Below are 12,045 nucleotides of genomic sequence, written 5' to 3'. Positions count from 1 at the left end.
AGATGTGTATAAGAGACAGCATTTAACATTTGCGCTATGTGATATTAGTTACAAATTAGTACTTAAGACTGTTTTTTTGTTATTATAATCAAAATTGGTGTGATTGTTTTGAATATGTAAGAGATGGTATTGTATAATAAGTTTAGCATTGAAAAACATGATGTTACGTGCGTTTTCAATTAAATTTAGAGTTTAAAGGAGTTTCTATTCATGTCTGAAATTACACATCGTAAAAATACACGACCTGTAAAAGTGGGTAATTTGACGATTGGTGGATCTGATGAAGTTGTGATTCAAAGTATGACAACAACTAAAACATATGATGTTGAGGCGACAGTAGCTGAGATAAAACGCTTAGAAGAAGCTGGATGCCAAATTGTTCGTGTTGCTTGTCCTAATGAAGAAGACGCGCATGCGATTAAAGATATTAAAGCTCAAATTAACATCCCTCTCGTCGTTGACATACATTTTAATTATAAACTAGCACTCATAGCTATCGAAAATGGTGCAGACAAGATACGTATCAATCCTGGTAATATAGGTCGTCGTGAAAAAGTTGAGGCTGTTGTAGAAGCTTGTAAAGCTAAAGGCATTCCAATTCGTATTGGTGTTAATGCGGGTTCACTTGAAAAACATATTTTAAAGAAATATGGTTACCCGACAGCTGATGGCATGGTTGAAAGTGCATTACATCATATTAAAATTCTTGAAGATTTAGACTTTCATGATATTATTGTTTCAATGAAAGCTAGTGATGTTAATCTTGCTATTGAAGCATATACAAAAGCGGCAAAGGCATTTGATTACCCATTACATTTAGGCATTACAGAAAGTGGTACTTTGTTTAATGGTACGGTCAAATCTTCAGCTGGACTTGGTGCGATTTTGGCATTAGGTATTGGTAATACATGTCGTATATCATTATCAGCGGATCCGGTTGAGGAAGTAAAAGTTGCTAAATCACTTTTAAAAGCATTTGGCCTAGCAAGTAACGCAGCAACATTAATTGCTTGTCCAACATGTGGACGTATTGAAATTGATTTAATTTCAATCGCAAATGAAGTTGAAGATTATATTGAAAAATTAAAAGTGCCTTTAAAGGTAGCTGTGCTTGGTTGTGCTGTTAATGGTCCTGGTGAAGCGCGTGAAGCGGATATAGGCATTGCAGGTGCACGAGGCGAAGGGCTACTATTTATGAAAGGTAAAACTGTAAGAAAAGTACCTGAAGAATCTATGGTCGATGAACTTAAAATAGAAATCGATAAATTAGCAGCAGAATGGGAAAAAAATAAAAAAGAAGAAACTACAACATCATAATATATAAAATTAACGCTACCGGGTTGTCGGTAGCGTTAATTTTATGATTTACAGTTTTCACATATTCCATACACTTCAAGTTTATGTTTTTCAATATCAACTTGAGGTAATGCTTTTTTGATTTCTGTCATTGGGCAATAATCTATGACTTTTGTGTCTCCACATGAAGTACAAATAAAATGATGATGGTGATGAGAAGTACAAGCAATGCGGAATTTCATTTCACCATCTAATTCAGTACTTTCAATAATGCCTAACGTTTTAAAGAGATGTAAATTTCGATAAATGGTATCGAAGGATATCCCTGGGTAATTTTCATTCATGAGTTGTTGCACATATTTTGCATTGATATATTTATTCTCTTCAATGAAAATGTTAATGATATCTTTGCGCTTATCCGTATATTTATGTCCGTTATCCTTCAACATTCTTATTGCTTCTTGCGTTTTCACTCAGACTCACTCCTTTACCCTTCCCTTTTGTTAACTTTTGTGCAGCAAATGTCAAACCAAGTAAAATGATTAATATTACAACGATTACACCACCAGGAGAAATATCTAAATAAAAGGCGGTAACTAAACCAGTAATAACAGAAAATTCTCCTATTAAAATACTTAAACCTATAAATTGTTTGAACCCCTTCGTCCATCGCATCGCAATGGCAACTGGTAATGTAATTAAAGCACTGACGAGTAGAATACCAATGACGCGCATTGAAGCGGAAATAACTAATGCTACAATGACAATAAATAAAAACGAAATCCACTTGGGGATACCAATGACTTTACTATATTCTGTATCGAAAGATAAAATAAATAATTCTTTATAGAACAATAAGATAAATGCAACAACGAGAATTGCTATGATAACGATGGTAACTAAGTCACTATATGCTACAGCACTAATAGAACCAAATAATAATCCAACTAATTCTTGATTAAATCCATCAGCTAACGAGATAAAAATCGCACTCAAACCGATTCCTGAACTCATTAAAATAGGAATTGCAATTTCTTGGTAATTTGAATAAGAAGTTCTAAGTTTTTCTATTAAAAGCGCACCAACAATTGAGAATATAATCCCTGTCCAAATAGGGTTCACAAAAGAAAACGTAGCAGATGCACTAATCATAAACATACCGAATGAAATACCACTTAGCGTGACATGACTTAATGCATCAGCAATGAGAGACAAACGTCGCACGACAATAAAAGTCCCTATTAACGGTGCAATTAATCCAATCAAAATCCCGCTGATAAAGCTATAACGTATAAAATCAAAGTTTAAAATTGCATCTATCATTTACAACACGCCCTATCATGTTGATGATCAACAAATTTAATTGGATGGCCATATATTTTAGAGATTTCTACTTCATCTAGTGATTTAAACTCATTTGTAGAACCATGAAAATGAAGGTGCTTATTTAAACAAGCTACCTCAGTCGCTGTATCAGCAACAACGCCTATATCATGAGTTACCAAAATTATAGTGACACCTTCATGTTTAAGATGGTCTAATGTTTCGTAAAATTCACCAACATGTTTAGCATCTATACCATTTGTTGGTTCATCTAAAATAAGAACGGAGGGATCTGAAACTAAAGCGCGTGCGATGAGGACACGTTGCTGCTGACCACCTGAAAGTTCAGACACATTTTTATCTTTTAAAGCTGTGATGTTCAATCGCTCTAGAACACGATCAACTTTATGATGGTCTTCTCTGTTGAACCATCTAAATAGGCGTTTTTTACGCGTTAATCCACTTAAAATAACTTCCTTAACCGTAGCTGGAAAACCAGCAGTGACTGAGGAAGCTTTCTGAGAAACATAACTAATTTTGTCTGTCGTTAATTTTTTGTGATATGATGCACCATCTATAAATATGTCTCCCTGTTGGATTGGGAGTAATCCTAATATTAATTTCAATAAGGTTGATTTACCGGCGCCATTTGGCCCAACAATGGCTAAAAATTCACCTTTATTGATTTTTATATTGATATTTTCAAGTACTTTTTTATTATCAAAATAAAAGTCTATATTTTTAAGTTCAAATACAGGTTGCTCCATTCTCTCACCTCAACTTAATATAATACATATTTATGAAAGTGATGTAAATAGTAATGTTTACGAAAATGATATGGCGATTCATTAACCCCTAAATATAAAACTCTCAAAATCGATTAGTATCGTTTTGAGAGTTAAGTGTTAAAAGTGTCAGTTTTATAGTATAAATTTAGTGAAATATAAAACACTGTGTTGATATTAAATAGGTTAATAGTCTAACTGATGACGTATTGTTACAGTCACAAAAATTGAAATGTTTAATTTTGCGCCATAATTTTATTTTTCATTTCAGGGTCAAACTTACTGGCTTTGAGTGCCTCGATTTCAAATTTATAAGGTGGTTTTTTGTTTTTCTTATCATCACCAACATACGGTGTTTCCAAAATCTTTGGAATGTGTTCAAATTGTTTATGATGTACCACATAATTAAGTGCATCAAAACCAATGTGACCAAAACCTATATTTTCATGTCTGTCTTTATGTGCTTCTCGTGGATTTTTACTGTCATTAACGTGAACAACTTTAATACGATCTACCCCGATGATTTTATCAAATTCATTGAGTACGCCATCAAAGTCATTGACCACATCGTATCCGGCATCATGAATATGACAAGTATCAAGACATACAGATAATCTTTCGTTATGTGTGACTCCATCAATAATTTGTGCAATTTCTTCAAATGTACGTCCAACTTCAGAACCTTTACCAGCCATGGTTTCAAGTGCAATGCGAACGTCATTCTTATTTGTTAAAACTTCATTGAGTCCTTCAATAATACGCTTAATACCTACTTCGGCACCTGCGCCCACATGACTACCTGGATGCAAAACGATATCTTTAGCACCAATTGCTTCTGTACGTTCTATCTCATTTTGTAAGAAATTAACACCTAATTCAAATACCTCAGGCTTACTTGTATTTGCAATATTAATAATATATGGCGCGTGAACTACAATATTAGAAAGGCCATACGCTTGCATTGCCTTTTGTCCAGCTTCGATATTTAAATCTTCTATCGCTTTACGACGCGTATTTTGTGGCGCACCAGTATAAATCATAAAAGTGGACGCGCCGTATTTGTGCGCCTCTTCGGCAGATGCTTGTAACATTTTTTTACCACTCATAGAAACGTGTGAACCTATTAACATTCAAATCCAACCTTTATTTTTTATTTTTACGATCAAGACGTTTTTTACGTCTACTATGTTGTCTTTTTTCTTGACGTTTTAAATTTTCGACTTCTTGTTTGAATTTCTTTTTATAGCCTGGTTTAACTTTTTTCTTATTATTACGTTTCACTTTATTTTTCACTTGTTGTGTAATGTGATCTTCTTGTTTTTGTCTTAGACGACGCGTGTTATGTGCTTTGATAGGCTTTAATTCACCATTTTTAATATCAACATTTTCAAATTGATAGCCTTTTTGTTCAATTTGATGAATTAGATATTCTTCGTCTGGTTTATAAAGTGTGATCGCAATCCCTTTATAATTTCCTCTACCTGTACGACCAACGCGATGCGTAAAGAAATCTATATCTAAAGGCACATCATAATTGATTACATGACTAACACCTTCTATGTCAATTCCACGAGATGCTAAATCACTCGCAATGACATACTGGAAGTCTAAATTTCGAATTCGTTTCATTTGTTGTTTACGTTCACGAGGAGATAAGCCACCATGAATCATCCCTACTTGAATCCCTTTTTGATTTAGTTTTTCTGCTAAATCATCAGCATTTTCTCGACTGTTACAGAATATAATACCTAAATATGGATTAATCGTATCTATGAGTTCAATCGTCTTTTCTAACTTTTCAGTACCGCGTGTAGGTATTAAGTAAAATGTTATATTCTTCTTATTCTTTTGTTCAGTTTTTACTTCAACAAATTCTGGGTTTTGTAAATATTTATTTAAAAATGGATGTAAAGATTTCGGTATTGTAGCACTAAACACTGCCATTTTAGCCGATTTATCTAAACGAGACGCTATTTGATCAACTTCTTGAATTAGACCTAAATCTATCATTAAGTCTGCTTCATCAACGATAAGTTGTTGCGCTAAATGAACATGCAGCGCATTGGCTTTAGCTAAGTCATTAATTCTCGTAGGTGTACCGATAACGAGCTGAGGTTGTTGAGTTGTTTTTTGCTTATCTTTTTCAAAATCTGTTCCACCTATAAATAAACTCACTTTAATTCCTTTTTTATGATTAGCTAATTGAAGTGCAGCATGATAGAGTTGTGTAGCCAATTCTCTCGTAGGCGCTACAATGATAGCTTGTGGTTCGTTTATATCATTATCTAATAATTGGAAAATGGGTAGTAAAAATGAGTGTGACTTTCCTGTTCCAGTTTGTGATTGCCCTATAAGATTGACGCGTTTTAATAATCTAGGAATGACACGTTGTTGAACGTCTGTCGGTTGTTTAAAGTTTAATTCATCTATTGCTTCAATTAAACTTGGGTCAAAACTAAAATGACCAAATGGGTGCTTAGGCATGAATGGCCCTCCTTATTCTATCGTCCCTATATTATAAAGGAATTTACCTTAAATGAAAACTACTCATCAAAATTCAAAATAAGAATGACACGGTATAATTTCCTACCTTTGACCCATGCTTGAATAGTTTAAATTGCCTATTGAAGTTGTTATAATATGAAGTTGAAGGAGGGTACGTGTATATTATGGAAATTATTAAAATAACACCCAGGGGGTATTGTTACGGTGTAGTAGATGCGATGGTTATCGCACGTAATGCCTCTTTGGATCCAAACTTACCGCGTCCCATATATATTTTAGGGATGATTGTGCATAATAAACATGTAACAGATGCATTTGAATCGGATGGCATCATTACGTTAGATGGCCCAAACCGTCTAGAAATTTTAAACCAAATTGATTCTGGAACGGTAATATTTACAGCGCATGGCGTATCACCTGAAGTCAAACGTCGCGCAAAAGAAAAAGGGTTAACTTGTATCGATGCGACATGTCCAGATGTTGAAAATACACATGCCCTCATTAGAACTAAAAAAGCTGAGGGGTACCATATTATTTACATTGGAAAAAAAGGTCATCCAGAACCTGAAGGCGCTGTTGGTGTTGCACCAGACGTAGTACATTTAGTAGAAACAAAAAAAGATGTTGATGCATTACCTGAAATGCTGAAAGATAAACGTCTCATTGTAACAAATCAAACAACAATGTCTCAATGGGATGTCTTGCATTTGATGGAAGATTTACAAGAAAAATACCCTCATATTGAACAACATAAGGAAATTTGCCAAGCTACACAAGTACGTCAAGAAGCCGTCGCGGATCAAGCTGGTGCTGCTGACTTATTAATTGTGGTTGGTGATCCTAAGAGTAATAATTCTAATAGACTTGCACAAGTTTCTAAAGATATTGCTCACACTAATTCATATCGAATTGCGGACGTATCACAGCTCAAATTAGAATGGTTAGAAGGTGTTGAAACCGTTGCAGTTACTGCAGGTGCCTCCACTCCTACTCCGATTGTTAAAGAAGTTATAAACTTTTTGAAAGATTATGATCCATTAAATCCTGAAACGCATCAGATTCAATCTCATGTGCCAGTGGATAAAATACTACCAAAAATTAAAAAAGCTAAGCCAGTTAAAATTATGGAATAAAAAAACACGACAATTTTGTCGTGTTTTTTGTTTTTAGTAATACGTATAAGGGTCAGTATTTATTGAGGATGCTAAAATATTTAACGATTCATTTGGTTTAAGCCAATCTGATAAAAGTGTTACTAGACCCTCTTTCATGACATATTCACTATAATGATTGATATCGATTAAATTGATGCCTTCAATTTTAGCATCTAGCGCTTCATGATGCTTAATATCACCAGTTATGAAAACGTCGGCACCTTTTTTCTGAGCTAACGTTTCTAAACCGATGCCAGAGCCACCCACTATTGCGACAGTTTTAATCAAAGTGTCATTGTCTCCAATAAAACGAATGCTTGGCATATTTAAAACGGTTTTTAAATGATTGATGAAATCAGAAACTGTGTAGGATTGATGCAGCTGTCCAATCAAACCTAACCCTTGTTGTAAACTTTTTTCTAAAGGAATGAAATCATAAACTGGCGTTTCATAAGGATGATATTTTATAATGAGTTTTTCTGTTAAGTCACGTTGATGTTGGTCAATCATAAATTCAACTTTTAACTCTTCTACATTTTCAATTTGATTCAATGCACCTATAGTAGGATTTGCATCTCCTACTGGTTTAAATTGACCCGTTCCCATCGCATTAAAAAAAGCATATTCATAATTACCTTCTTTAGCAATACCTGCATCGCTCAATGCATTTTTAAATGCGTCAGCAGATGTTTGAGGTATAAACACTTGTACTTTATAATAGGATTTCATGTTAACATTTAAAAATTCAGACGCATTCAACCCAATGCGCTCAGCTAACATAGCGTTAACACCACGTGGGTGAACATCTAGATTTGTATGCAATGCGATTAAGTTGATATTATTTTGAATTAATGCGTATAAAATGGAACCATAACCTTGATTGGCTATGATAGATTTTACCCCTTTAAATATAAGTGGATGATGCGCAATAATGGTATTACACTGTTTTTCAATCGCCTCATTTACGACATCAATGGTGCAATCTAACGTTGTTAAGATTCCTTCTATATGATCTTCTGTATTTCCTATGAGTAAGCCGACATTATCCCATGATTCAGCAGAGTCGAAGGGTACGTGTTGATTAAGTGTATGCAGTAACGTTTTAATATTCATCATTTAACACCTCTTTGATTACATTTTCTTGGTGTGTAATGTCTTGATATCGTTGTACATGCTTATTTGGATCTAATTGTTTTTTTATATCCTCAAGCGCATCTAATTCTCTTTGCCACTTCTCTTCAAACAAATCTCCTTTAATAGGATGTAAAAAAGGTCCGAATTTAAAATCTAATGACGATAAATTCATTTGTCCTTTTTCAGCAACGATAATTTCATATATATGCGCACGTTCTTTTACTAATGTTTCTGTTATAATTTGATAACCCTTATTTTGTAAAAATCGTCTAATCGGTTCGGATTGAATGTTAGATTGAAGAACTAACCGCGGAAAATTAGGAATATGATGAAATCCATTTTCTAAAATACGTGTTATTAATGGCCCACCCATACCACATATCGTGACTGTATCAACATCATCTGTATCATTCAATATGGTTAAACCATCACCTAATCTTACGTCAATTCTTGACGTTAAACCATATGTTGCCACACTTTTTTTGGCTGCATTAAAAGGCCCTTTGATTACTTCTCCAGCAATCGCAGTTTGTATAATCCCTTGTTGGATTGCATAAATTGGTAAATAGGCATGATCAGAGCCAATATCAGCTATTTTTTCACCTATAATAAATTCACTTACTTTTAATAGTCGACGATTAATTGGAATCATGATGATATTTCCCTTCTATAAAAATAAGGGAGTACAAACAGGTAATCATATGTTTAACCATAGTGATACGACTGATTGCTCCCTTTTAGATAAGTATAAGTGACGTTTCAATTATAAACGACAGTATTAATCCATAAAATCTTTAAGTCGTTTACTGCGACTTGGGTGTCTCAATTTACGTAACGCTTTCGCTTCGATTTGACGAATACGTTCTCGTGTAACACCAAAAACTTTTCCGACTTCTTCAAGTGTACGTGTACGTCCATCATCAAGACCAAATCGTAAACGTAATACATTCTCTTCACGATCTGTTAAAGTATCTAATACATCTTCTAACTGCTCTTTTAATAACTCATATGCCGCATGGTCTGACGGACTTTGCGCTTCTTGGTCTTCAATAAAATCTCCTAAATGACTGTCGTCTTCTTCACCAATAGGTGTTTCAAGAGAAACAGGTTCTTGAGCGATTTTAAGAATTTCACGTACTTTTTCAGGTGGTAAATCCATTTCCTCACCAATTTCTTCTGGTGCTGGGTCACGACCTAAGTCTTGTAATAATTGACGTTGAACACGAATTAATTTGTTAATCGTTTCAACCATGTGTACTGGAATACGAATTGTACGTGCTTGGTCAGCAATCGCACGTGTAATAGCCTGTCTAATCCACCATGTCGCATAGGTTGAAAATTTAAAACCTTTGCTAAAGTCAAATTTTTCAACAGCTTTAATAAGGCCCATGTTTCCTTCTTGAATGAGGTCTAAAAAGAGCATGCCACGTCCTACATAACGTTTAGCAATGCTGACAACAAGTCTTAAGTTAGCTTCTGCCAATCTTGCCTTAGCGACTTCATCACCTTGTTCTATCCGTTTCGCAAGTTCAATTTCTTCTTGAGCACTTAATAAGTCTACACGGCCAATTTCTTTTAAATACATGCGAACTGGATCGTTAATTTTAACGCCTGGAGGTGCACTTAGATCGCTTGGATTTAATTTATCATCGGTATCAGAACTATCTTTTTCATTGACTAACTGAATATCATTATCATTAATCATGTCAAAAAATTCGTCCATTTGATCTGAATCCATGTCGAAGTTTTGTAATTTGTCTGCTACTTCTTCATGGCTTAGGTGACCTTCTTTTTTCCCTTTTTCAATTAACTGTTTTTTAACATCCTCTAGTGTTAGAGTAGGATCGATAGTCTCTTTTTTAATTACTTTTACCTGGTTATCTGACATACAAAGGCCTCCCGATATTAATCTTGACGCTTTAATCGATTTCTATTTTTATTCACTATCATTTCTAAATAATACTTTTGAGATGCGACATCTTTATTACGTGTAGCTTCACGTAGTTTTTCATGAAGTGTTTCAAGTGAATCTGAATTTCTATTTTCAGTCATTACTCTAATATAATCATCTATTTCGTTCTCATACGGTTCTCGGTTAAGCGGATAATCTACTAAATATATCAACGCTTCTTTAATTTCATGCTGATGCGTATAGGTAATACATTCACTGATATCAAATTGTTCATGTTTAGAATAAAAGTCTCGTAAAATATTAAATATACGTTTAAAATACTCATTTGTAAAGTCGGATTCATCAATATTTTTATGAAAACTTAAAAAAACATCTTTATCATTAATGAAATGTTTTAAAATTGCTCTCTCTGCAACAGCATGTTTATTTAAACGAACAGATTGTTTCTGAGGTGTATGATGCATGGTGTTCTGAGAGTCGTTATTGGGATAACGCTTTTCTACTTCATTATTTAGACTATCTGGTGAAACTTTAAACAAACTTGATGCATCTTGTAACACTTTTTTTCGTATAATATTTGAGTTTATTTTAGAAACATCATTTATAAACGTTTTGTAAAATTTTTCATAAGCTAAATCATTATTTTCGATTTGGTCTTGATGTTGCATTAATTTAAAGATTACAAATGATTTTTTCTCAGTATTGACGAACTCTAAAAATTTTTCTTTACCATATTTTTCAATGTATTCATCTGGGTCCATATTTTGAGGTAATTGAACTACAAAGCAGTTGATATTTTGTTCCAACAATGTTTGCCCCGTTTTTAATGCAGCTTGTATACCAGCAAAATCACCGTCAAATAATAATGTAACATGATTACATAATTTTCTTAAAAAGTGAATATGGTCTTCAGATATTTGTGTCCCCATACTTGCAACAACATGATTCAGTCCTGCCTCATCGGCTTTAATCACATCCATAAAACCTTCGAGTATAATTGTTTCATCATGTGAGCGAATATGTTTACGTGCACGATCTAAATTATAAAGTAATTTTCGTTTCTGAAATATTGGAGATTCTGGACTATTTAAATATTTAGGCTCCTGATTTTGATAAGTTCGCCCGGAATAACCTACAATGCGCCCTTGTGCATTGGCTAGTGGAAACATGATTCGATCTCTAAACCTATCATAATAGGTGAAATCATTTTCATTTCGTGATAAAATTCCCGCTTCATAACCTAAATGTAAATCAAATCCTTTTTTCTCAAAAAAATCAGTCGCGAAATGCGAGGAGTCAGGTGATAATCCAATTTTTCTTTCATTAATCATTTGATCAGTAAAACCACGATCATATAAATATTTTAAAGCTACTTCGCCTTCAACCGTTTTCGTTAAAATATAATGATAATATTCAAGTAATGTCTCATGCATTTGAATCATTTGTAAGTCGTTAGAAGCAATTTGATGAGATGTATCATTTGAATAAATGTCAACTTGAATGTTAATGCGGTCACCTAAATGTTTAACCGCTTCAGTAAATGAAACATTTTCAATTTCTTGAATAAATTGAAAAATGTTACCACCTTTTTTACAACCGAAGCAATGACAAATTTGTTTGTCTTCAGACACTGTAAACGAAGGGGTCTTCTCATCATGAAAAGGACACAAACCTATATAATTGCGTCCTCTTTTTTCTAGTTTAACGTACTCACTAACGACGTCTAATATATCTGTATTTTCTTTAATCTGATCAATGGTTGATTGTGGTATTCTCAAATTTATCACCTTTATTGATTGCTAGATTCCTATGAAAATGAGTGAGTTTTAATATTATACTTACTTTCAATTTGAAAAGAAATTATTATGCTCAATAATTTGTATAATATTATTAGCAGTTTCTTCAATAGCTTTATTGGATACATCTAATACAGGGC

11 protein-coding genes and 1 pseudogene are annotated in these 12,045 nt (G+C 33.7%); 2 read left to right on the top strand and 10 right to left on the bottom strand.

Annotated features, from left to right (window positions below; genetic code table 11):
• The first annotated feature begins 210 nt into the window (after positions 1-210).
• Positions 211-1,317, top strand: a complete 1,107-nt coding sequence (ispG, locus tag CD172_RS06335) for a flavodoxin-dependent (E)-4-hydroxy-3-methylbut-2-enyl-diphosphate synthase (protein ID WP_103345810.1) — start codon at positions 211-213, stop codon at positions 1,315-1,317.
• A gap of 41 nt (positions 1,318-1,358) precedes the next feature.
• Here ispG and CD172_RS06330 read toward each other — a convergent pair whose 3' ends face one another.
• From CD172_RS06330 to CD172_RS06310, 5 genes are all read right to left on the bottom strand, one after another.
• The gene (locus tag CD172_RS06330; RefSeq protein WP_037565370.1) at positions 1,359-1,769 is read right to left on the bottom strand and encodes a Fur family transcriptional regulator; all 411 of its coding nucleotides are present in this window, start codon (positions 1,767-1,769) and stop codon (positions 1,359-1,361) included.
• Complete coding sequence (locus CD172_RS06325; RefSeq protein WP_060551135.1) at positions 1,732-2,619, bottom strand: metal ABC transporter permease; 888 nt, start codon at positions 2,617-2,619, stop codon at positions 1,732-1,734. The genes CD172_RS06330 and CD172_RS06325 overlap by 38 nt, the downstream gene beginning before the upstream one ends.
• Entirely contained in the window at positions 2,616-3,386 is a 771-nt protein-coding gene (locus CD172_RS06320; RefSeq protein ID WP_037565374.1) for a metal ABC transporter ATP-binding protein, read from the bottom strand. The genes CD172_RS06325 and CD172_RS06320 overlap by 4 nt, the downstream gene beginning before the upstream one ends.
• 254 nt (positions 3,387-3,640) lie before the next feature.
• Positions 3,641-4,534, bottom strand: a complete 894-nt coding sequence (locus tag CD172_RS06315; RefSeq protein WP_060551136.1) for a deoxyribonuclease IV — start codon at positions 4,532-4,534, stop codon at positions 3,641-3,643.
• Positions 4,535-4,547: 13 nt separating this feature from the next.
• The gene (locus tag CD172_RS06310; RefSeq protein ID WP_103345809.1) at positions 4,548-5,888 is read right to left on the bottom strand and encodes a DEAD/DEAH box helicase; all 1,341 of its coding nucleotides are present in this window, start codon (positions 5,886-5,888) and stop codon (positions 4,548-4,550) included.
• A 185-nt stretch (positions 5,889-6,073) separates the two neighbouring features.
• On the opposite strand from CD172_RS06310, the gene CD172_RS06305 reads away from it, so the two are divergent.
• Positions 6,074-7,042: a 4-hydroxy-3-methylbut-2-enyl diphosphate reductase gene (locus tag CD172_RS06305; RefSeq protein WP_103345808.1), complete on the top strand. Its 969-nt coding sequence runs from the start codon at positions 6,074-6,076 to the stop codon at positions 7,040-7,042.
• Positions 7,043-7,075: 33 nt separating this feature from the next.
• Here CD172_RS06305 and CD172_RS06300 read toward each other — a convergent pair whose 3' ends face one another.
• From CD172_RS06300 to CD172_RS12960, 5 genes and pseudogenes are all read right to left on the bottom strand, one after another.
• Complete coding sequence (locus CD172_RS06300) at positions 7,076-8,176, bottom strand: Nif3-like dinuclear metal center hexameric protein (RefSeq protein ID WP_103345811.1); 1,101 nt, start codon at positions 8,174-8,176, stop codon at positions 7,076-7,078.
• Entirely contained in the window at positions 8,166-8,849 is a 684-nt protein-coding gene (locus CD172_RS06295) for a tRNA (adenine(22)-N(1))-methyltransferase (RefSeq protein WP_060551139.1), read from the bottom strand. Before CD172_RS06295 ends, CD172_RS06300 begins: the two co-directional genes overlap by 11 nt.
• Before the next feature lie 126 nt (positions 8,850-8,975).
• Positions 8,976-10,085, bottom strand: a complete 1,110-nt coding sequence (gene rpoD / locus CD172_RS06290; protein WP_037565382.1) for an RNA polymerase sigma factor RpoD — start codon at positions 10,083-10,085, stop codon at positions 8,976-8,978.
• A gap of 17 nt (positions 10,086-10,102) precedes the next feature.
• A complete protein-coding gene (gene dnaG, locus CD172_RS06285) occupies positions 10,103-11,887 on the bottom strand; it encodes a DNA primase (protein WP_103345807.1) in 1,785 nt (594 codons plus the stop codon).
• 66 nt (positions 11,888-11,953) lie between these two features.
• Positions 11,954-12,045: pseudogene (locus CD172_RS12960) on the bottom strand (phosphoenolpyruvate synthase regulatory protein); the annotation flags it as partial.

It is taken from the genome of Staphylococcus agnetis, assembly GCF_002901865.1.
Taxonomy (GTDB): Bacteria; Bacillota; Bacilli; order Staphylococcales; family Staphylococcaceae; genus Staphylococcus; species Staphylococcus agnetis.
Note: the sequence above shows the minus strand (reverse complement) of the source record. Positions and strands in the feature narration are given on the sequence as shown.

Coding starts and splice junctions, on each gene's coding strand:
- ispG (WP_103345810.1), top strand. CDS start 211: ATGTCTGAAATTACACATCGTAAAAATACACGACCTGTAAAAGTGGGT.
- CD172_RS06325 (WP_060551135.1), bottom strand. CDS start 2,619: ATGATAGATGCAATTTTAAACTTTGATTTTATACGTTATAGCTTTATC.
- CD172_RS06320 (WP_037565374.1), bottom strand. CDS start 3,386: ATGGAGCAACCTGTATTTGAACTTAAAAATATAGACTTTTATTTTGAT.
- CD172_RS06315 (WP_060551136.1), bottom strand. CDS start 4,534: ATGTTAATAGGTTCACACGTTTCTATGAGTGGTAAAAAAATGTTACAA.
- CD172_RS06310 (WP_103345809.1), bottom strand. CDS start 5,888: ATGCCTAAGCACCCATTTGGTCATTTTAGTTTTGACCCAAGTTTAATT.
- CD172_RS06305 (WP_103345808.1), top strand. CDS start 6,074: ATGGAAATTATTAAAATAACACCCAGGGGGTATTGTTACGGTGTAGTA.
- CD172_RS06300 (WP_103345811.1), bottom strand. CDS start 8,176: ATGAATATTAAAACGTTACTGCATACACTTAATCAACACGTACCCTTC.
- CD172_RS06295 (WP_060551139.1), bottom strand. CDS start 8,849: ATGATTCCAATTAATCGTCGACTATTAAAAGTAAGTGAATTTATTATA.
- rpoD (WP_037565382.1), bottom strand. CDS start 10,085: ATGTCAGATAACCAGGTAAAAGTAATTAAAAAAGAGACTATCGATCCT.